Annotated in this window: 26 protein-coding genes; 9 read left to right on the plus strand and 17 right to left on the minus strand. The window is 65.6% G+C overall.

From position 1 onward, the window contains the following. Positions 1–753 carry a helix-turn-helix domain-containing protein gene (locus A4X16_RS02285; protein ID WP_067115754.1) on the minus strand — a complete coding sequence of 251 codons (753 nt, stop codon included), beginning with the start codon at positions 751–753 and terminating at the stop codon, positions 1–3. Further along, entirely contained in the window at positions 753–1,244 is a 492-nt protein-coding gene (locus A4X16_RS02290) for a hypothetical protein (RefSeq protein ID WP_024357640.1), read from the minus strand. The genes A4X16_RS02285 and A4X16_RS02290 overlap by 1 nt, the downstream gene beginning before the upstream one ends. 400 nt (positions 1,245–1,644) lie before the next feature. Between A4X16_RS02290 and A4X16_RS02295 the strand changes: the two genes are divergently transcribed. Then, a complete protein-coding gene (locus A4X16_RS02295) occupies positions 1,645–2,283 on the plus strand; it encodes a TetR/AcrR family transcriptional regulator (RefSeq protein ID WP_029746983.1) in 639 nt (212 codons plus the stop codon). Here A4X16_RS02295 and A4X16_RS02300 read toward each other — a convergent pair. The 3 genes from A4X16_RS02300 to A4X16_RS02310 all read right to left on the minus strand — a co-directional run bounded on the left by A4X16_RS02300 (position 2,253) and on the right by A4X16_RS02310 (position 3,891). Next, positions 2,253–2,540 carry a DUF6510 family protein gene (locus A4X16_RS02300; RefSeq protein ID WP_067115872.1) on the minus strand — a complete coding sequence of 96 codons (288 nt, stop codon included), beginning with the start codon at positions 2,538–2,540 and terminating at the stop codon, positions 2,253–2,255. The genes A4X16_RS02295 and A4X16_RS02300 overlap by 31 nt on opposite strands. Further along, positions 2,540–3,193, minus strand: coding sequence for an FAD-binding oxidoreductase (locus tag A4X16_RS02305; protein ID WP_231880237.1), 654 nt, complete (start codon positions 3,191–3,193; stop codon positions 2,540–2,542). Before A4X16_RS02305 ends, A4X16_RS02300 begins: the two co-directional genes overlap by 1 nt. Positions 3,194–3,297: 104 nt before the next feature. Then, a complete protein-coding gene (locus A4X16_RS02310) occupies positions 3,298–3,891 on the minus strand; it encodes a molybdopterin-dependent oxidoreductase (RefSeq protein WP_067115756.1) in 594 nt (197 codons plus the stop codon). Positions 3,892–4,106: 215 nt separating this feature from the next. Between A4X16_RS02310 and moaA the strand changes: the two genes are divergently transcribed. Beyond that, positions 4,107–5,165, plus strand: coding sequence for a GTP 3',8-cyclase MoaA (gene moaA, locus A4X16_RS02315; RefSeq protein ID WP_067115875.1), 1,059 nt, complete (start codon positions 4,107–4,109; stop codon positions 5,163–5,165). 2 nt (positions 5,166–5,167) lie between these two features. Further along, complete coding sequence (locus A4X16_RS02320; RefSeq protein WP_020625377.1) at positions 5,168–5,404, plus strand: MoaD/ThiS family protein; 237 nt, start codon at positions 5,168–5,170, stop codon at positions 5,402–5,404. Positions 5,405–5,526: 122 nt separating this feature from the next. Here A4X16_RS02320 and A4X16_RS02325 read toward each other — a convergent pair whose 3' ends face one another. The 6 genes from A4X16_RS02325 to A4X16_RS02350 all read right to left on the minus strand — a co-directional run bounded on the left by A4X16_RS02325 (position 5,527) and on the right by A4X16_RS02350 (position 10,494). Then, on the minus strand, positions 5,527–5,796 hold the full coding sequence (locus A4X16_RS02325; RefSeq protein ID WP_152485723.1) for a hypothetical protein: 270 nt from the start codon (positions 5,794–5,796) through the stop codon (positions 5,527–5,529). Positions 5,797–6,163: 367 nt separating this feature from the next. Next, on the minus strand, positions 6,164–6,667 hold the full coding sequence (locus tag A4X16_RS02330) for a redoxin domain-containing protein (RefSeq protein ID WP_024357647.1): 504 nt from the start codon (positions 6,665–6,667) through the stop codon (positions 6,164–6,166). Positions 6,668–6,851: 184 nt separating this feature from the next. Next, positions 6,852–7,265, minus strand: a complete 414-nt coding sequence (locus tag A4X16_RS02335) for a molybdenum cofactor biosynthesis protein MoaE (RefSeq protein ID WP_020628091.1) — start codon at positions 7,263–7,265, stop codon at positions 6,852–6,854. Further along, the gene (moaCB, locus tag A4X16_RS02340) at positions 7,258–8,214 is read right to left on the minus strand and encodes a bifunctional molybdenum cofactor biosynthesis protein MoaC/MoaB (protein ID WP_067115762.1); all 957 of its coding nucleotides are present in this window, start codon (positions 8,212–8,214) and stop codon (positions 7,258–7,260) included. The genes A4X16_RS02335 and moaCB overlap by 8 nt, the downstream gene beginning before the upstream one ends. Then, entirely contained in the window at positions 8,211–9,473 is a 1,263-nt protein-coding gene (locus tag A4X16_RS02345; protein WP_307723497.1) for a molybdopterin molybdotransferase MoeA, read from the minus strand. The genes moaCB and A4X16_RS02345 overlap by 4 nt, the downstream gene beginning before the upstream one ends. Then, positions 9,403–10,494 (minus strand): ThiF family adenylyltransferase, encoded by a 1,092-nt coding sequence (locus A4X16_RS02350; RefSeq protein WP_024357650.1) that lies wholly within the window; start codon positions 10,492–10,494, stop codon positions 9,403–9,405. The genes A4X16_RS02345 and A4X16_RS02350 overlap by 71 nt, the downstream gene beginning before the upstream one ends. A gap of 284 nt (positions 10,495–10,778) precedes the next feature. Here A4X16_RS02350 and modA point away from each other — a divergent pair, with 284 nt between their 5' ends. The 4 genes from modA to A4X16_RS02370 are packed head-to-tail and all read left to right on the plus strand — an operon-like array spanning position 10,779 to position 13,533. Then, a complete protein-coding gene (gene modA / locus A4X16_RS02355) occupies positions 10,779–11,456 on the plus strand; it encodes a molybdate ABC transporter substrate-binding protein (protein WP_230977925.1) in 678 nt (225 codons plus the stop codon). Beyond that, positions 11,434–12,240 carry an ABC transporter permease gene (locus A4X16_RS02360; RefSeq protein WP_024357652.1) on the plus strand — a complete coding sequence of 269 codons (807 nt, stop codon included), beginning with the start codon at positions 11,434–11,436 and terminating at the stop codon, positions 12,238–12,240. Before modA ends, A4X16_RS02360 begins: the two co-directional genes overlap by 23 nt. Next, positions 12,237–12,974, plus strand: coding sequence for an ABC transporter ATP-binding protein (locus A4X16_RS02365; protein WP_067115767.1), 738 nt, complete (start codon positions 12,237–12,239; stop codon positions 12,972–12,974). Before A4X16_RS02360 ends, A4X16_RS02365 begins: the two co-directional genes overlap by 4 nt. Beyond that, entirely contained in the window at positions 12,958–13,533 is a 576-nt protein-coding gene (locus A4X16_RS02370; protein ID WP_024357654.1) for a hypothetical protein, read from the plus strand. The genes A4X16_RS02365 and A4X16_RS02370 overlap by 17 nt, the downstream gene beginning before the upstream one ends. 43 nt (positions 13,534–13,576) lie before the next feature. On the opposite strand, the gene A4X16_RS02375 is transcribed toward A4X16_RS02370, so the two are convergent. Then, positions 13,577–13,954: a winged helix-turn-helix transcriptional regulator gene (locus tag A4X16_RS02375; protein WP_020622155.1), complete on the minus strand. Its 378-nt coding sequence runs from the start codon at positions 13,952–13,954 to the stop codon at positions 13,577–13,579. Between the two features lie 73 nt (positions 13,955–14,027). On the opposite strand from A4X16_RS02375, the gene A4X16_RS02380 reads away from it, so the two are divergent. Next, positions 14,028–14,438, plus strand: a complete 411-nt coding sequence (locus A4X16_RS02380) for a RidA family protein (RefSeq protein ID WP_024357655.1) — start codon at positions 14,028–14,030, stop codon at positions 14,436–14,438. 77 nt (positions 14,439–14,515) lie between these two features. On the opposite strand, the gene A4X16_RS02385 is transcribed toward A4X16_RS02380, so the two are convergent. From A4X16_RS02385 to acuR, 5 genes are read right to left on the minus strand one after another with little or no spacing between them, the layout of a single operon-like run. Then, positions 14,516–15,001: a Dps family protein gene (locus tag A4X16_RS02385; RefSeq protein ID WP_024357656.1), complete on the minus strand. Its 486-nt coding sequence runs from the start codon at positions 14,999–15,001 to the stop codon at positions 14,516–14,518. Positions 15,002–15,048: 47 nt separating this feature from the next. Next, complete coding sequence (locus A4X16_RS02390; RefSeq protein WP_024357657.1) at positions 15,049–16,002, minus strand: TIGR03571 family LLM class oxidoreductase; 954 nt, start codon at positions 16,000–16,002, stop codon at positions 15,049–15,051. 12 nt (positions 16,003–16,014) lie between these two features. Continuing rightward, positions 16,015–16,656, minus strand: a complete 642-nt coding sequence (locus tag A4X16_RS02395) for an SDR family oxidoreductase (RefSeq protein WP_024357658.1) — start codon at positions 16,654–16,656, stop codon at positions 16,015–16,017. A gap of 37 nt (positions 16,657–16,693) precedes the next feature. Continuing rightward, complete coding sequence (gene acuI, locus A4X16_RS02400; RefSeq protein WP_197491746.1) at positions 16,694–17,680, minus strand: acrylyl-CoA reductase (NADPH); 987 nt, start codon at positions 17,678–17,680, stop codon at positions 16,694–16,696. Beyond that, positions 17,677–18,324 (minus strand): acrylate utilization transcriptional regulator AcuR, encoded by a 648-nt coding sequence (gene acuR / locus A4X16_RS02405; RefSeq protein ID WP_076624041.1) that lies wholly within the window; start codon positions 18,322–18,324, stop codon positions 17,677–17,679. Before acuR ends, acuI begins: the two co-directional genes overlap by 4 nt. A 516-nt stretch (positions 18,325–18,840) precedes the next feature. On the opposite strand from acuR, the gene A4X16_RS02410 reads away from it, so the two are divergent. Continuing rightward, positions 18,841–19,719: a hypothetical protein gene (locus A4X16_RS02410; RefSeq protein ID WP_082914219.1), complete on the plus strand. Its 879-nt coding sequence runs from the start codon at positions 18,841–18,843 to the stop codon at positions 19,717–19,719. Positions 19,720–19,721: the final 2 nt, after the last annotated feature.

Genomic DNA, 19,721 nt, shown 5'->3' on the forward strand with positions numbered 1-19,721 from the left:
TCACGGTGCCGGTGGCGTGGTGTTGTTGCGCCATTGGCGGGGTGTGGTGCCGAATTCTTCGCGGAAGATGCGGCTGAAGTGGCTGGCGGAGACGAATCCGTGCTGTTGGGCGAGGACGCCGATGGGGACGTCGATGGTGGCCGGTGCGGTCAGGGCGTCGCGGACGCGGCGCAGGCGCTGGGATTGGATCAGCTGCGCGAGCCTGATGTCCGCGCGGGACATCTCTGCGTAGAGCAGACGCTCGGACACGTGCAGGTCCTTCGCGATCCTGGCGGCTCCGAGGCCGGGGTCGGTGAGGTTGTCGAGCACGTAGGTGACGATCTGCTCGGCCAGCGGATACCGGGTCGTGGCGCGGTCGGGAGTGAGGGCGCTGAGCAGGGTGACTTTCAGCAGGTCGGCGACGGGTGCGAACACGTCGACCTCGTCGCGAAGGCTGAGTTCGGAGTCCATCACGCCCCCGAGCACGGACCGCAGCAGCGCCGCCAGCGAGGTCCGCTCCTGCAGGTCGACACCCGAGACCTCAGCGACCTGATCCGCCGTCAACCCCACCACACCCAACGGCACCTCGACGATCATGCGATCGGCATCCTCGGTGGGCATCGCGCTCTCCACCGTCGAGCGGGGGACAACGACGATGCTCCCGGGGGTCAGCTCAGCGTCCCGCCCCTGCAGCGACAGGACCGAGGCGTTCCGACGCTGGTAGATGACTAACAGGTGGTCCTCGCTGCGACCACGGGGAGAGCTGACCGTCATCACAGGACTGCTTCCTCGATCAGCTCATAGATGTTCGCCCGGCGGAGGTCGCTGGCGTGAAAGACGAGCCCGTCGCCCCGGTGCGGTGGCTGCTCTGCGACATGCCGCACGCACGCGGCGGCGAGATCTCGCTCGGCCGGTGACATCACCACGACTCCAATCACGGTCGTGTCCGCGCCGACGAGATTGGTGGCGCTCCTGCTCACCTCACCGACTACGCCCGTCGCCAACCTGTGTACTCGGGCTCGAGACATCGTGCCGGCACCGTCGAACGCCACCACCACCGTTCCGGGCCGAACGATGTGCAGCGCGGCGGTCACCTCATGCTCGATGCGTGAGGCCAACGCCCGTCGAGCCCGGATGCCCAGGCCCCTACGAAACCGATAGGCCGCCACGACCAGGCGCTCGTCCTCAGCCACCCGCTCCGCAAGAGGCGAGGGAACGAGCATCAGAAACTCTTGCGCGTCACCGAGCTTGACAGGCAGGTCCACCGAACGCCCCTCTCCTGCGGAGCGCGCAACGTTCTCGACGGGCGCGCGTGGGCAGCCGCACCGAGCCCTCGGCTCGGACGTTCTCGCGCACACGGAAGATCCGTGAGCCGCGTGGCTTCCCGCACATCATGACCACTAGCCTACGACGACAGAAAAGGACTCGCCAGACCAAAGTATGAGCCGGACGTCGATCGATGAGAGGTGTCATAGGTCTGAAAAGCAGGGCGCTCGGATCGCCTTAGGTGTTTCGGGTCGACTTGGATAAGGACTTCGAGGTCCATTATTGTGAAGGTGTGAGATGCGAGCGTCCCGCTCCGCTGGACTTCACTGGGCCGGCCGGGCTGGCATCGCGTGACGGACGACTTCGAGTCCTGCGGACGGAGGAGACTACCCTGGAGGCGTGACTGCCGACGGAACGAGTGCGCGCCGGTTGACGCCGAAAGGGGCGGCAACGAGGGCGCGTATCGTCGACGCAGCGAACCAGCTGATGTATGAGCGAGGCGTTGCGGCGACGACCCTTGCCGACGTCCGAGCCGCCAGCGCGACATCGAAGTCTCAGGTTTATCAGCACTTCGCCGACAAGGACGCACTCGTGAAGGAAGTCATCGAGACCCGGGCGGAGGACGTCCTGACGCAGCAGCGCCGGCGCCTTCGACGGGTGGAATCCCTACGTGGGTTCGAGCTGTGGCGGGATGAGCTCGTCGAACGCAACGCGCTACGCAACGGCGCGTACGGGTGCCCGCTCGGGTCTCTGGCGAACGAGATCGCAGACCACAACGAGGATGCCCGCCGGGCGATCGCTGCCCACTTCGATGAGTGGCTGGAGATGCTGATCGATGCCGTGGAGAGGCTGAAGACACGCGGCGTGTTGCGCAGCGATGCGGACTCGCGAGCGCTTGCCAGTGGGCTGCTATCGGCACTGCAGGGAGGTTATCTTCTGGCGAAGGCGAGTCGAGATGTTTATCCGATGCGTGCCGCTCTCGACATGGCTATCGCACAACTCGGGGCCTACGCGACTGAGACCGACTCCTCAGCCTGATCCCGCCTCATCGCGAACGCAGTCATCCCCGCGAAGCTGAGGAAGAGGCGTTCACCGGCGTCGATGATCGTCGCCAGCACGTGGCTGCACGTCTTGCAGCGCACGACCAGCCCCGGGGCGTCCGGATACACGACTGCCTCGGCAAGGGGCGCGATACGCCCGCAACCTCCGCACCGTCCTTCGATCATCGTTGCATCGGGCACGAGGAACTGGGCGAGAGGTCCGGCGAGGATGTTCCCGTCGAGGTGGCTGGTCATCATAGGCCTCCGAATCGTTCGGTGAGGATGTCTTGCGGCGCATGGCCGAGCTTCACGAGCCAGGGCGCGACGGCTTCGACGAAGCCTGTCGAACCGCACACGAAAATGCGTGGGCGGTCTTCCGGAGGGAGCGTCCGCGCCGCGACAGCCGATTCTGTGAGCCGTCCGACCGGCTCCCGCCATCCGGCTGGCGCTCGTCGCGTGTACACGAGGTCGATGGCGAACGACCCGTCCGACAGCTCGAGGAGCTCCTGGTGGAAGTAGACGTCCTCCGGGGTGCGCACCGAGTACAGCAGCCGGAACGGAACGGGATCGGATGCGGCCGCATGAGACGCCGCCATCGCGTAGAGGGGCACGACACCTGACCCGCCGGCGATGAGCTGCACGGGGCGCTGGCTCTGTCCCGGGCGCCAGAGGAAGAACGATCCCAGCGGTCCGTGGACCTCGAGCTGGTCACCGACGCGCAGTTCACGGACGAGGAACGGAGACACCTCGCCATCGGGCAGCTCATCGACCGCGAGGACGATCGTTCCGCCCGTCTCGGAGGATGCGATCGAATACGAACGTGTCGCCTGATAGCCGTCCGGAGCGGTCAGTCGCAGATCGAGATGGCTGCCCGCCTCGCTCCCCGGCCACCCCGGGACATCGAGCACCAGCCGAACCGCAGTCGGCGTCTCTGGACGCACCTCCGAAACCGTGGCGACGAACCACGACGGCCTCACGCGGGGGCGAAGCGGAGCGAGCCGGGTCTGCTCCATCACCAGTAGCGTTCTTCCTTCCACGGATCACCGTAGATGTGATAGCCGCTCTGCTCCCAGAACCCAGGGTCGTTCGTCGGCATCATCGTCAATGCCCGGACCCACTTCGCGCTCTTCCAGAAGTACAGATGCGGGATCAGGAGACGTGCCGGCCCGCCGTGTTCTGCGTCGAGCGGTGCGCCTTCGGCCTCGGTCGCGATCCAGGCCTTGCCATCCAGGAGATCCTCAAGCGGCACATTCGTGGTGTAGCCGCCGTAGGAGTGCGCCATGACGTAGTCATGGGATGTCTCGACGTTCTCGAACAGCTTGTCCAGGCTCACCCCGCGCCAGGCCATGTCGAGCTTGGACCAGTGCGTGACGCAGTGGATGTCGACCGTGATGTCCTCGGCACCGAGCGCCAGGAACTGCTCCCAGTTCCAGTGATGCTCGGTACCGGTCTCATCGAGGATGGCGAAATCCCACGTCTCGGTATCGACATAGGGGGTGGGACCGGCGGTGAGCACCGGCCAGTTGTCGAACAGCGTCTGTCCCGGAGGGAGCTGATCATCGGGTCCACGCCGGCGTCCCGCGAATCCGCGAGTAGTGAACGACATACATCGCCCCTTCCGTCTTCTCTGGCTGTACACCACCGACGATATTGCGGGAGCTCTCTCGCTGATCGCCTGGTCCTGCGCGGAACTTGCCCATGACTGCAGGTGATGAGTCCCCGGGGTGAAAACGGGCCACTGTGCCGACCACACTGTGGAACAGGACGCCCCACCGGGCGACCTCGCCCCCCCCCGCAAGCATCGAGAAGAAGTCTGTGACCATGTGCCCTGTTGCGCTCGGCATGCCGACCGTTCGCCATCGCGCGCGCTCGACGGTCGGCCGACCCGAGACACCGTTTCTCGTGGACAGGTTCGGGCGCACCGCGCGAGACCTGCGCGTATCGATCACAAGCGCCTGCTCGCTGCGTTGCACATACTGCATGCCGGCGGAAGGCCTGCCCATCGTCCCTCGCGGGGAGTTGCTGACTCCGGAAGAGATCGCGCGTCTGGTCACCATAGCCGTCCACGATCTCGGAGTCCGTGAGGTGCGCTTTACCGGCGGCGAGCCGCTTACGCGACCTGATCTGGTCGAGATCGTGCGCCAGACGACGACAGCCGTGCCCGGCCTGCCGGTGTCGATGACGACCAATGGGATCGGCCTCGACCGCAAGGCGCCGCAGCTTGTGGAGGCTGGACTGACGCGGATCAACGTGTCGCTGGACACGATCGACCGCGAGCATTTCGCCGCTGTCACCCGACGCGATCGCCTGCCTGCCGTGCTCAAGGGGATCGAGGCGGCACAGTACGCAGGGCTCAGCCCGATCAAGATCAACGCGGTGGCGCTGCGCGAGACCCTCGCGGGTGCGCCCGACCTGCTGGCGTGGGCGCTTGCCAACGGCGTGCGGTTGCGGTTCATCGAACAGATGCCGCTGGATGCAGATCAGACATGGCGCAGAGACCACCTCGTCTCCGCCGAAGAATTTCTGTCTGTGCTCGGACGCCGATACCGGCTGACCCCGGCCGGGCGTGAAGACCCGTCCGCTCCCGCAGAGGAGTGGCTCGTCGACGGAGGCCCGGCCACCGTCGGCATCATCGGGTCCGTCACACGCAGCTTCTGCGACGCGTGCGACCGAACCAGGCTGACAGCCGAAGGCTCGGTACGTTCCTGTCTGTTCGGAGACGACGAGACAGACCTGCGCACGATGCTGCGAAGTGGAGCAGACGATGCCGCTATCGCCGACGCCTGGCGGGCGACGATGTGGGACAAACAGGCTGGGCACGGGATGGAAGAGAAGAGCTTTCGTCGACCGGCCCGTTCCATGGGAGCGATCGGAGGCTGACGATGTCACGCATACTCGTCCGATACTTCGCAGCCGCCGCTGAAGCGGCTGGCTGCGAAGAAGAGCACGTCGAGGCGACGACCCTCGGAGAGGCGAAGGACGCGCTCCTCACAGCTCACCCGGCACTCGAGCCGGTGATCGCAAAGGGGACATTCCTCGTCGACGGCATCGCCTCACGCGATCCCGCGCGACCGGTCTCCGCGCAGGTGGACGTGCTGCCCCCGTTCTCCGGCGGCTGAGCCAAACCACAAGCGGCTGAGGTCCGATCCACCGCGGGGGTCCACGTGTCGTGAACTGCATTCGTCTCCTGCGCTGCCATCCTCTTACGTGAGACGACCGCGGTGCTGCCCAGATCCTTGTCTCAGCAGGAATCGGAGTACAAGCGCTGGGGATGCATGCTGTCGCTCACCTCGTACACGGCATCGGATGATTCGCGTGGAATGTCCTCGCGCATGTAGCGGAGATGCCGTTCATGGGTGTCTGGGTGCGCCGGCTCACCGCCGTCGAGGAAGACGGTGAAGTGCCACGCCGAGCGCAGGCTAGAGCGCAGCAGTGACCAACCGTCGACAATCAGCATCCTGTCCTCAGGCGCGGCAGCGAGCTCGCTCTCAGGTCCGTTGTGGCGGAACATGCGCAGTATGGTTCGGACGGCGTCATCGTCCGTGAACGGGGCCGCGCTGAGACGAGTCGCGTGACGTCCCACTGCACGCAGCGCTGCCGCCAGGGCGTCGGCGAAGTGCATGCGGGCTGCAGCGTCCACGCCGTCGATGGCGACGAGTATCCGGCCGCGTGGGTTTCTGCTGAGGACCTCCTGAGCGAGCTCCTCCCAGACGGCTGTCCCAGTGGCACCTGAGGCGTTCGGAGACGAGGTCAACGTCGCTTCTCCGGCGGAACGATCAAGAGAGGATGTGTCTGCATCCTGTTCTGGTTGCGCACATCCTTGCCGACTGCTCTCGCAGCGGTCTGCATCCGCGCTCTCGAGATGGCATCGATGGTTTTCATCGGTCTGCCTGCTTCCGATTCGCATCCGCATGCTGAGGCAACTCCCGGATGAGTTCGAGGACATCGTCGGGAACGAGTTGTCCCAACGTTCCGCAGGAGTACACGCTGATCACGACCGTCCCATCGGGATCCAGCACGAATCCGGTCGTCTGCAACTGCGGCGGGTCCACGGTGACGAACGCTCCAGTCGCGGCGGTGATCTGCTCCACGTCCACGCTGTGTCCGATCGGAAAAGTCAGCCCATAGCGCGCCACGAGCTCCGCGGTTATCGGCTCCTCGTCCGCAGTCACCGCGACGACAGCGATACCCGCGGCGGACAAGCGTCGTAGGCCGCGCTGGAACGCACGCAGCTGCTCCACGCAAGACCGGCAGCCTGCTCCGCGAGAGAAGAGAACCACGCCGTACTGCCCGGCGAATACGGCCGGGATCGTTCGGCGTGTGCCTCCCACCTCGAGCAGCTCGAGGGCGGGGAACGCATCACCACCACGCAGCAACGACATCAGAGGCTCGCAAGAACGGTCCGAGCGGCCGCATCGGTGGGTGCGACGCGGGCGGCTTCTGACGGGGGAAGTCGGTTGCCATGAAAGTTGTGTGCTTCAGTCTCAATGCCAGTCATCTGGCGCCTCTTTCCTCGGTGATTGCACCATCGTTCACCCGGCGGGTTCGCTAGGTCGTGCGGTGTATCTACAACCCCACCCACTCCGATCTGCCGTCGGTGAAGTGCTGGTGCTTCCAGATCGGAACCTCTGCCTTGATCGCGTCGACGAGGTTCCCGCAGACGGCGAACGCCTCTGCCCGGTGCGGGGCGGCGACGACCGTGACCAGTGCGACGTCGCCGATCTCGAGGTGCCCGATGCGGTGAGCGGCGACGACATCGCAGTCCGTGGTTTGAGCGATCCTCGTGCACACGTCGATGAGGATTCGTTCCGCGTCGGGGTGCGCCTCGTAGTCGAGAGAGCCGACGTCCTCTCCGTGATCATGGTCGCGCACGATGCCTTCGAAGGTGACCACCGCCCCGTTCTTCCTACTGCGTATCCGTGTTTCCAGCTGCGTCTTGTCCAGCGGAGCAGCGGTGACGAAACCGATCGGGTCAGGCATGTCCGCCACCGGCCAGCTGGTCGTGCAGGTGTGGCAAGAGCGGCTCCAGTGCGATGAGGCCGTCTTCCACGCCGCGTGGCGATCCAGGCAGGTTGATGACGATCGTGCGTCCGGCGATCCCTGCAAGCGCCCTGCTGAGCGAGGCTGTCGGCGTCGCCGCGCGGCCCGCTGCACGGATGGCCTCGGCGATGCCGGGAAGTGCTCTCTCGATCACCGCGCTCGTCGCCTCGGGGGTGCGGTCCTCGGGATGCACCCCGGTGCCGCCGGTCGTGACGATCAATACCGGCTCGCTGGTGAGAGCATCCGTGAGCGCCTGATAGATATCCGCGTCAGCGACAACGACGGGCTCGTCTGGCCGATACCCGTGGTCGCGAAGCCAGTCTGCGATTGCCGGACCGGTGAGATCCTCGCGCGTACCGGCCGCGGTGCTCGTTGAGGAGACGATCACGACCGCCTGTCCGTGTTCTGCGGGCACGGATGCGTCTGCAACCCAGTGCCCGCGCTTTCCTCCGGTCTTCTCGATGAGGTGGATGTCTCCGAGCACGGCGGCCGGATCGACGGACTTGATCATGTCGTGCAGAGCGAGACCGGCGATGGCGACGGCGGTGAGGGCTTCCATCTCGGCCCCAGTCTTCGCCGTCGCTGCGACCGTGGCCCGGATCTCCACCGATGAGGTGCTGAGCTCGAAGTCCACGGTGACGGACTCCAGGGGCAATGTGTGCGCGAGGGGTACGAGTTCGCTGGTGCGCTTGGCGCCCTGGATGCCCGCGACCCGCGCTGTCGGGAGCGCGTCTGCTTTGCGCAGCTGGTTGGCGGCGAGCAGTTCCAGCACCGCCGGTGTCGTGTCGAGGCGGCCGGTCGCGATCGCCGTGCGCCGAGTGATCGCCTTCCCGCCGATGTCGATCATCCGCGACCGGCCGTGATCGTCGAGGTGCGGCAGTTCGTTCATAGATTCCAGGTCTCCACGCGTGTCCCGATGTCGAGGGTGACGGCATCGATCGGGACATCGATGAGCATGTCGGATGCCGCCATGGCGGCGACAAGGTGCGAGGAAGGGCCGCCAACCGGTGCCACCCGGCCTCCAGGCAACCCCACACCACGGCGGAACTGCCGTTTCCCGGCGACAGAGGTGAGAGGCTCGGCCAGGGTCCGCGGCTCGGGCTGTCGCGCGTGCAGTCCTGCTGCCTCACGGAGGACCGGCTCGATGAAGAGCATGAACGACAGCTGCGCGGACACGGGATTGCCTGGGAAGCACACCACGGGAACGCCTTTGTAGATGGCAGTGGCTTGGGGGCCGCCCGGCTGCATCGCGAGAGTATCGACGTGCGCCCCGAGCGGCTCCAGAAGCTCCCTCACGACTTCGTAGTTGCCTGCCGAGATGCCCCCGCTGGTGAGCAAGATCTCGGCTCCCGCCGCACACGACGCGTCGAGAGCGCGCGCGAACGCGGCCGTGTCATCGACGACACGATGCTCATCGACCAAGAGGGCGTCGGCGGTTCGTACCGCTGCGGCGAGTGCGGGGCCGTTGGCGTCGTAGATCTGGCCGGGAGCCAGAAGCTCACCGGGAGCGGCCAGCTCGCTTCCGGTCGAGATCACTGCGACACGTACCTGTGAGCGAACGGGGACGGACGCCACTCCCGCAGCTGCGAGCGCCGCCAGGTGGCGAGGAGCGAGCCGGAAGCCATCAGACAACAGAGGCTCACTGCCCGCGAGGTCAGAGCCGGCTTCACGCACGAACTCTCCGACGTCCGGCTTCCGCGTGAACGTCACTGTCGTTCCCTGGACGGTGGCGTGTTCGACAGGGACGACCGCATCGGCGTCGTCGGGGATCGGCGCACCGGTCATGACCCGGACGGTATGGCCAGGGCGAAGCGGCCCAGGTGTGCCAGGAGCAGCGGGGATCGCACCGCGCAGCGGCAGATTGCTTGGCGTCCGCGCGAGGTCGACCGTACGGACGGCGAAGCCGTCCATCTGTGAGTTCCGGAACGGGGGCAGATCTATCGGAGTCCGTATGGGGTGGGCAAGCACCCGATCTAGCGCGTCAGACAGGGCGACCTGCTCGACGGGGCGCTGGCTCACGGCGTTCAGGAGGGTGCGGACTCGGGCCGTGTGCTCAGCGACCGATGTGCGGGGCATGTCAGTACCTGCTCGCCGTGGGGTCGATGCGGACAGCCCAGGCATCGATGCCTCCGGTGAGGTGCCGCACATCGGAGAATCCGAGTTGGAGGAGCTGATCGAGCGCTTGGCGTGAGCGTGTGCCGCGGTGGCAGTACAGCACGATGGGGTGACCGGTGTCGAGTTCTGGTGCCCGGCGAGGGAGTTCGGTCAAGGGGATCAGCACGTTTCCCGGGATCGCTGCGATGTCGGCCTCCCACGGTTCGCGTACGTCGATCAGCAGCGGCGGGAAGGAAGCTGTGAGCAGGTCGCGCAGTTCCTCGGGCGAGACGGCGTTCTGATCGTCGGATGACAGCGGAGTGGTCTCGATGCTCTGCGCTGCGGCACGGGCGGACTCGTCGCGCCGGTAGGCGATCTCGCGGGTGCGGCCGGTGCGTGCGTCGTACGCGGCGACCCGGCCGATCAACGGCTCTCCGATGCCGGTGAGGAGCTTGAGTGCCTCGGTCGCCATGAACGCCCCGATGACGGCGCATACGCTCGGCAGCACGCCGATCATGTCGCAGGTGTCCGCACTGGAGTCCGGACCATGCGGGAACAAGTCGCGGTAGTCGGTGCCTCTGGCATCCCATGCCACGCCTGCTTGGCCGGCGTACCCCAGTGCTGACCCCCACACGAGCGGAATGCCGCGTTCGGCAGCAACACGGTCTGCCAGCATCACTGTTGCCGGGTTGTCGCTGGCATCGACGAGCACGTCCACACCGTGCAGCAGACCCTCGGCTGTCACGGCGTCGAAACGCCCCTCGACGGCGCGGAGCTCAGCATCAGGAGCGAGCGACGCGAGCCTTATGGTGGCTGAGACCGCTTTGCTGCGACCGATGTCGCCGGGCGTGTGCATCGTCTGCCGGTGCAGGTTCGATTCGGCGACAGTGTCGTCATCGACGATCGTGAGGCTGCCGACGCCTGCGGCAGCAAGGACCGGCAACAGGGTGCTGGCCAGCCCACCCGCGCCGATCACGAGCACATGCGCTCTCGAAAGACGCTCCTGAGCGGGAACGCCGAAGCCCGTGAGGACGCGCTGCCTCTGAAAGGTCGGAGAGAGCGGATTGACCGGCATGCCTTCAGGCTAGGGAGCCGGTCCCAGCGGGTGAGGTCGGAAGCGGCGAGACAGCAGAGAGCAGACAAAGCCCAGCAGTCGCAGGCCATTCTCACGACCTCGGCTACGGGAGGCTTGAGACAGGTCGGCAACTTCGTTCGCCTGACCGACCGTCTTTCAGAGGAGTTCCTGTCGTGCGTGCCCCCTCCCTCCTTGCGGCAGCCGCAGCGCTCCTTCTGCTCGCTGGATGCTCATCGCCCGGCACGGGAAGCGACGAATCGGATGTCGGGGCAAGCAAGGACGACATGACCTCCGGAACGGTGACAGTGTTGGCCGCAGCCTCCTTGACCGACGTGATCGACGTCCTCGCCGAGAGGTTCGAGGACGCGAACGCAGATGTCGACGTGGTCGCCAGCTATGGCGGATCGTCGGCGCTCGCCGAGCAGATCGTCTCCGGTGCCCCGGTGGACGTGTTCTTCTCAGCGAATGAGGCGACGATGCAGTCTGTCGTCGACGCAGGCCTGGCTGCCGATCCGGAAGTGCTCGTCACGAACACGCTGCAGATCGCGGTTCCCGCCGGGAACCCTGCAGGGATCACCGGTCTCGCCGACTTCGCACGGCCTGAGCTGACAATCGCATTGTGCGACACCGCGGTGCCGTGTGGAGCCGCAGCGCAGTCCCTGCTCGACCTTGCTGGTGTTCAGGCCCAACCGGACACACTTGAGGAGGACGTGCGTGCCGCACTGACGAAAGTCTCTCTGGGTGAGGCCGACGCCGCACTGGTCTACGTGACCGACGTCGTCGCAGTAGGGAGCGCGGTGGAAGGCATCGATGTGCCTGAGGCGCAGCAGGTGATCAACAACTATCCGGTCGCCCTTCTTGCCGAGGCACCGAACCCCGACGCAGGACAGGCGTTCATCGACTACCTCCGCTCCGATGAGGCACGTCAGGTCTTCGAGCATGCAGGCTTCGCGACCCCGTGAACGCCGGCAGCCGGTCATCCTCGCCCTCGGGGTGATCGGTCTCGCGCTGCTCGTTCTCCCGCTGCTCGGACTCATCCTGCGTGCACCATGGGGCCAGCTGGGCGAACTCTTCGTTCGGCAAGAGGTACTGCAGGCGCTCGGGCTCTCGTTACTCACAGCGACGTTATCTACCGGCCTGAGTCTCGTCCTCGGTATCCCGCTAGCCGTCCTGCTGAGCCATTCCGTTCACTGGAAGGTCCTGCCGCGCCGCCTCTTGCGGGCGGCGATCACTATCCCGCTGGTACTGCCTCCCGTTGTCGGCGGCATTGCGTTGCTTCTCCTGCTGGGACGGCGAGGCATCCTCGGGCAATGGCTCACGCAGGTCGGCATCACTATTCCTTTCACCACCGGTGCCGTTGTGCTCGCGCAAACCTTCGTCGCGATGCCCTTCCTCGTCTTCGCCGTCGAAGGCGCGCTGCGATCAGCGGACCGCCGCAGCGAACTAGCCGCCGCCTCCCTGGGCGCCAGCCCGTGGCAGATCTTCCGCCTCGTGACGGTTCCGCTGACCGCGCCTGGAATCGCCGCGGGCGCCGTGCTGTGCTTCGCCCGCGCGCTCGGCGAGTTCGGCGCGACGATCACGTTCGCCGGCTCCTTCCCCGGCGTGACGCGCACACTCCCGATCGCGTCGTACCTCGCGATGAACTCGGACCCCGACACCGCGATCGCCCTCGCACTCGTCCTGCTCGCGGTATCACTGGGTGTGCTCCTCGCACTCCGCGACCGATGGCTGCCAGGCACCGCATGACCTTCGAGCTCACCGTCTCCGCACGTATCCCACGCCCCGCCTTCGACGTAGTCGTGGAGCTGAAAGCGGATCCCGGAAGTGTGCTCGCCGTCGTCGGACCGAACGGTGCCGGAAAGTCCAGCGCCATCGCGGCGATCGCAGGCTTCACCGAGTCCCACGGCACGATTCGACTGGGGGACAAGGATCTGGCCGGTCTTCCTGCTGACCAGCGAAGGATCGGCGTCATGTTCCAAGACCTGCTCCTCTTCCCTCACCTCACGGTGCGCGAGAACGTCGCCTTCTCAGCCAAAGTCCGCGGTGGGCGTTGGTCCGCCGCCCGGCGCAGCGCATACCCCTGGCTGTCTCGCTTCGGAATGGCGGACCTGGCAGAGAGATACCCCAGTGCACTCTCCGGCGGGCAAGCTCAGCGTGTAGCGCTAGCCCGTGCCCTCGCATCCGAGCCGAAGGCACTGCTCCTCGACGAGCCGCTCGCGGCGCTGGACGTGGAGTTCCGGGATGAGGTGCGTGCCGACCTCGGTCTGCGTCTCCGCCAGTTCGCCGGTCCGACGATCCTCGTCACACATGACCGTGAAGACGTCGAGGTGCTCGCTGACGAGGTGATCGTCCTTGAGACAGGGCGCATCACGCAGCGAGGAAGCCTCGCCGATCTGGCACGAAATCCTGCGACCGCATGGATTGCCCGCTTCACAGGTGCCCAGGGAAGAAGGGACGCAGACGATGTCAGGTACGGATGATGACTTCCTCTTGGGGCTCGCCGGAGTATCGGGAACGATGCTCGGCACGTTCATCGTGGGCGTGTTCTTCTACATCGACTCGGAGATGCACCGCCGACTCGCAGCGTCGGAGGCTGCGGACCGGTATCTCCGTTCGTCGGTCCGCTGGGTCTTCACCGCCTACTCCATTCCGCTCCTTGTTCCGCTCGTGCTCGCGTCGCTTGATCCGCTCTGGGGCGCGCTGAGCTTCATCGTCCTCGGCATCCTCCTGGTAGCGATGACAGTGGAAACAGGACGTCGTATCCTCGCGAGGGGCGGGTCCGGCTCCTCACGCGCTCTATTCGTGAACGAATGGCTCTCGAGCGCCGGCATCGTCATCGCCATGGTCCTGCCATGGACATTGGGAGGCTGGGTGCCCGATCCGACTGAGTTCGTCCCCTCGCTGCTCATCCTTCTCGCGTGCGGCTTCGCGAGCACAGCGGCGCTGGTCATGACGCAGTTCGACGCGACGATGGGCATGGTGGACGCCGTCATGGGAGACAGAGAAGGCGCAAAGCCTGAACATCCGACAGAGAGCTGAGCCGCGCTCTTGCTTGGTCGCGAGGGGAAAGATGTCCCGACGTCTACTGTTCGTCTTCGTCGAAGGCGATGCGTGCGCGTTCAATGTTCGGCAGTTGCTCATCTGCCCAGGCGACGAGCGCGTCAATCGGCCCGCGCAACGTCTTGCCCAAGGCGGTGATCCCGTACTCGACGGCCACCGGCCGCGTGCTGATGACTCGGCGTTGCACGACTCCGTTTCGCTCCAGCCGACGCAACGTCGCCGTGAGGGACTTCTGCGTCACTCCCGGAATCGCACGCCGTAACTCGTTGAACCGACAGGGTCGCTCGCACAGTTCGTTGAGCACGCTGAGTGACCACTTGTCGAGCACCTGGTCGAGCAGCTCGCGATGCGGCGTCGCGATACGCAGCTCGCTTTCGCATACGGCGTCGGTATCGGCCATGAAACCAGGTCTCCTTGAAGTGTCCTTCAACTACCAAGTATCAATAGTAAACCACCAACGAAGAGGACCTTCTATGCCAGTCACACGCTTCAGTCCTGCCGGTCTCCAGCCAGGAACGCCGTATGATCACGTCGCCATTGGCACCGGCACGCGTCACGTGCATATCAGCGGCCAGATCGCCCGTAGTGCGGAAGGAAAGCCCATCGCGATCAACGATCTCGCGGGTCAGGTCGCGGAGGTTCTCCGCAACACAGCTCGTGCGCTCGCAGGCGCGGGTGCATCCTTCGACGATGCGCTTCGGTTGACCTTCTACGTCACCGAATGGGAGCCCGAAAAGATCGCACCTTTCATGGACGGGATCGCTCGGGTGGCTGAGGAGCTGAAGCTGCCTCAGCCCTTGCCGCCCGCGTCCCTGATCGGGGTCGACTACCTCTTCGAGCCGGACGTTCTCGTTGAGCTCGAAGTCACCGCGATTCTCGATTAGCCCGTGTTGTCCGACTGCACGACGTAGTGCGCGCGGCGCCTCTCACCGGACCGGTGAGAGGCGCCTTGGCAGGTCGGTCAGGCTGCGATGTGAGACACGAGGAACCAGCGGTCCTTGTCGAGACCTCGCTGGATCTCGATCGCGACGTCCTGACTGGTGAGGTCGATCCCGTCGAGGCCATCGACCGCTGCGCGGACGTCCGCGAGGAGCCTGTCGATGTCTGCGATCACCGCGTGCACGAGGTCGTCTGATTTCGCGAAGCCGACCGGAACGCTTGTCACGGAGCTCTTCTCGGCGACCGCGCTGACGCGGGCGTCGAGCGGAAGGCCGAGGGCGACGATGCGTTCCGCTGCCGCGTCGGCGAACTCGCCGGCGTTGCCTGCGATGGTGTCCAGCAACTCGTGGACGCCGACGAAGTTCGCGCCACGCACGTGCCAGTGCGCCTGCTTGGCGTTGATGGTCAGCGCCTGAAGGCCGAGTACGACGGGGGTGAGGAACTGCGCGGTCGCGACAACCGCTGTCGGGTCGCTCGCGGTCGTGGCGACGGTGTCTGTGCTGCTCATTTCAATCGTTCTCCCTGCTCGTTGGTTTCTTGATTCGGTGGATTCGGTCACGATCGGATGTCTGCGCCGGCTGGCTCTGATGCGGTTCGGGCTCGGAGGGCGGGGATGACGTCTTGTCCGATCTCCTCCATGACGTCTTCGACGTCTCGTCGTCCCGGCCGCAGCACGAGGTTGACGTGCGCGACCCCTGCCGCTGCCAGTCCGGTGAGGTAATCGGTGAGACCGGTGGTGCCGACTCGTGCACCGAGGCGGATCGGCTCGAAGGGAGCATCCGGGTTTTCAGCGAGGTCGAGGTAGAGGTTCGTCATGAACGGCTTGAGCGATATCGCCCGCCATTGCGCAGCGACGGCGCGCATCTGCGGACCTGCACGGTGGTAGGTCATGTGCGCGTCGAGGTACTCTGCCGCCCACGCAGGCGACTGCTGCGCGCCACCGATCCCGATCAGTGGAATCGTCCCGTCCGCAGGGGCGGGCAGGAATGAGTCCTGATCGATCCGGCCCAGCGCCGCCTGCGCCCAGATCTCACGCAGCACGCGCACACCGTCGCGATAGGTCTCTCCCCGACGATCGAAATCGACTCCGAAGAACGGGTACTCACCCGGCCTGTCGCCCGAGGCGAGGCCGAGCAGCAGCCGCCCACCGGAGAGGACATCGACGGTTGCAGCTTCCTTCGCGAGCGCAACTGGATGCCGCAAGGGGAGCACGATCCCCGCTGTTCCGAGCAGGATGTGTTCGGTCGATGCGGCGAGGTAGCCGAGGTAGGGGATGGGGTCGAAGACCTGTCCGGCGTCGCCGAAGTCACGCGGTCGCCACATCGGCACGTCCCGCAGCCAGAGCGCCCGGAACCCGAGCCTGTCGGCGAGCTGCGCACGCTCCTGATGCCGGGTCAGGTCAGGGAAGAGCCCGTGACCGGAGACGTCTCGTCGGGCGAGATCGTTGTCCAGGGGCAGCTCGATCCCGAGGGACAAGCCGTTCTCGGTGAGCGTGTCCAAAGCGGTCATGGCATGCTCCGTTCAGTACCAGGACGGCTTGTCGCCGTCGGTGCCGGGCTTGTTCACGCCAAGCGAGGCGCCGATGCTGTCGGCCGGGTTCTTGACGAGTTCGGCGACGAGCGCGCCGACGCTCTTGCGGGACACCTCGGTGCCCTGGAAGGGCTCGCCCTTCTGGGTCAGCTCGTAGTCGACCTCATCATCGTCGGACAGCCAGGCGGGACGGATGATCGTGTAGTCGAGGTCGGACTCCTCGATCACTTTCGCGGCGGCGCTGTACGTCTGCAGGTATCCGCCGTCGAGCATCTGGTGATTCCACTTGCCGTACTCGCCGGGAACCTCGTCGTAGATGCCGAGGGTCGAGATCCAGATCAAACGTCGCGTTCCCGCGGCGGTCAGCGCTGCGACGACGGCGCGGGCTTGAGCTTCGATGTCGCTTCCGCCGAGGTTCGCGTAGACGATGTCCTGTCCCGTGACAGTGCGTGTGAGGAGATCTTTGTCGAGCACGTCACCCTCGACGACCTGCACGCGGACGCTGGGAACATCCGGCAGGCTCTGGGGGCGACGCAGGTAGAGGGTCAGCTCGTTGGCAGGCTCCTCGAGGAGCGCGGCGATGGCGTGTTTTGCGATGCGTCCGCCGGCTCCGAGCACGGTGATCTTCGTCATGGACTTCCTCTTTCGTTTGTGTGGTCTTGGGGGATGGTCAGCGGTTCACGTCGACGACGATCCGGCCGCGGATGCGGCCGTCCAGAAGGTCATCGGCAACGGAGAGGGCCTCGCTCAGGCCGACCTCGCGGCTCATAGCGGGCAGCAAGTCCAGGTCGAGCTCGTCGGCCAGGCGGTTCCATGCTGCGACGCGCTTGTCGTGGGGCTGGGTGACGCTGTTGAGGCCGAGCAGGCTCACCCCGCGCAGGATGAACGGTGCGACGGTGGCGGGCAGATCCATGCCCTGTGCGTTCCCGCATGCGGCGACGGCGCCGCCCGCCTTCGTCCCGGCACAGGCATTCGCAAGGGTATGGCTGCCGACGGAGTCGATCGCAGCCGCCCAGCGTTCCTTGCCGAGCGGCCGGCCGGGCTCCGACAGCTCTGTCCGGTCGATGATCGTCATCGCGCCGAGGCGGCGCAGGTAGTCGGCTTCAGCGGGACGGCCGGTCGACGCAACGACCGAGTAGCCGCCGCTTGCCAGTAGCGCGATCGCGAACCCGCCGACTCCGCCGTTCGCGCCCGTGACGAGGACGTCACCCGCATCAGGGCTGAGGCCGTGCGATTCGAGGGCCATGAGGGAGAGCATCGCCGTGTATCCGGCCGTGCCGATCGACATGGCCTGCCGCTCCGAGATCGCGTCAGGAACCGGCACGAGCCAGTCCGCGCTCACGCGAGCCCGCTGGGTGAGGCCGCCCCAGTGCGTCTCGCCGATGCCCCATCCATTCACCAGCACCCGGTCACCAGGCGCATAAGAGGGGCTGTCGCTGTGTTCCACGACACCGGCGAGGTCGATCCCGGGCACCATCGGGAAGCGACGCACGACTGGCGCCTTTCCCGTGATCGCGAGGGCATCTTTGTAGTTCAGGCCGCTGTACGACACGCGCACCGTGACGTCACCGTCAGGTAGCTCGCTCTCGTCGAGTTCGCGCAGCGCTGCCTGGTGTCCGGCGTCGGTCTTGTCGATGGAGATTGCGCTGAACATCATGCTCTCCCGGGATGGATGCGGACAGATGCGAGGTAACCGGCGAAGAACACTTCCATCGGTCGGACGTCGCGGGTCAGGCGGGCGCGAAGGATCGCGCCTTCCCAACCCACCCAGAAGAACGACGCCAGTTCGTCGCAGTCGGAGCCGGGCGGGATCTCGTCTGCGTCTGCGGCCAGTCGCAGGCACGCCGCGACGCGACGTTCCCAGTCGCGAAGCACGTCTTCGAGCGCTTCACGGTAGCCGTCGGGGAGGGAGGAGACCTCTTGGCCGAGGTTGCCGACTAGGCACCCTCGTTCGAAGTCATGTCGCACCATGCCGGCCTTGGCATCGTCCACGAACCGCGTCAGGCGTTCCAGCGGCGACGGCCCCTCTTCGAGCAGCCATCGGTCGAGCTTGCGAGCGAAGTAGTCCGCATACCGTTGCAGCACCTCGAATCCGAACGCGTCCTTGCTGTCGAAGTAGTGGTAGAAGGAGCCCTTCGGCACGCCGACACGCTTCAGGACCGCGTCGATGCCGGTCGCGCTCATGCCCTGCGTTGTGAGGACTTCCATGCCGCAGCGCAACAGCGCTTCCCGCGTGTCTCCGTGCTCGCGAGGGATCTTCGGGGGCCGTCCCCGGCGTGGTCGAGCTGCGATGTCGGTCATGACAGCGAATTTAGACCGACCGTCTCTAAATAACTACAAGTGCGCGCAGAGCATGCAGAGATCGGCCATCTGATGCAGTAATCGGCCAGTGCGCTTGTCATCAGCTCAATGTCAGACGGGAGAGTCGTCATCGAATCCATGGCGCAGGCGATGGATGCTGCGCACCCGCTGTGTGCCCGCGGAGACTTCCTGCGGCCTGCCTCGCCCTAACCTTGCGTTGGACTCGCTGGAGTTCCTCTCCAACGTCACCTCAGAGCCACCACGCCTCTTGCAGGTCGAGGAACGGTATCCGTGCCGGAGAATGGGTGGATGCCTGAATCCTGTGCCTTCTGTGGGTCGCCGGGGCCCCTGACCCGCGAGCACGTTTTCGGTCAGTGGGTGAGCAGGATTGGTTTGGATCTCGCACCGATGCGTCATCATGCGGGTCCGTTGAATGCTCTGCCGCGCGACATGGGGGAGCAGCCCCCATTCCGGCAAACGGTGAAGAGCTTCTGTGCTCCGTGTAATAACGGGTGGATGAGCAATCTCGAAACGGTCGCGCAGCGGGTGTTGACCCCGCTGATCCTGGACGAGCCCGGAACGATCACGCTCGAAGATCAAGCAGCGATCGCGACGTGGGTGCAGAAGACCGCGCTGACAGCGATGCTCCTGTCCAGCAAGGAACAGAGGGAGAACGGCTACGGGCTCTCTCCGTCGGAGTACAGGGCACTGTACGAACGTCGCGAGTTGATGCAACCGCTGGAGTTCAGTCAGTTCTGGGTCGGCAGATTCAAGGGAATCAACGGGTTCTCGGCTGTACGTGTTACCCCGCTGACGGTTCGCATTCCGGGGTTCCCCGAGCCGGCGCTGCCTCAGGGGTACGCGATGACGGTCGTCGTCGGTGCGCTCCTGCTGCACGGTGTGCGGTTCACCACTCCGGGTCTTCAGGCGGACACGACGACGGATCTCGGGATGCCACAGTTGTGGCCATCAGACACGTCGGTGACGTGGCCAGCTGGACGGACATGCACGGAGAAGTCTCTGCTCGCACTTGCAGACGGGGGTACGTTGCGTGCACTGGACGGTGAGGTGCGACTGCAACCTTGGTCCCACGCAGCTCACCTCCCGCGGAGTGCCTTCGAAAATGGTGCAGTCAAAGTCCCCGCGCTATGCCGCAAGCACGACATCTATTACCCCGTTGCGCTCTTGCGAGAAGCGCACCAGGGACGGTTCTACGCATTCATGGCTTCGTGCGAGTGCAGCGCCTATCTGATCCATACGGACTCTGACCGCGTCCGTTTCCGAGCCGCGGGTGAACCGGAGGGCATCGCGGCAATGTACGCCGACCTGACTGGGGACGAGTTCCTCATCGAGGATCAGGTCGGGGAGTTCGCCTGCAAGAGGCTGCCCGCCTGACG

The organism is Microbacterium sp. H83, from assembly GCF_001650405.1.
GTDB lineage: Bacteria > Actinomycetota > Actinomycetes > Actinomycetales > Microbacteriaceae > Microbacterium.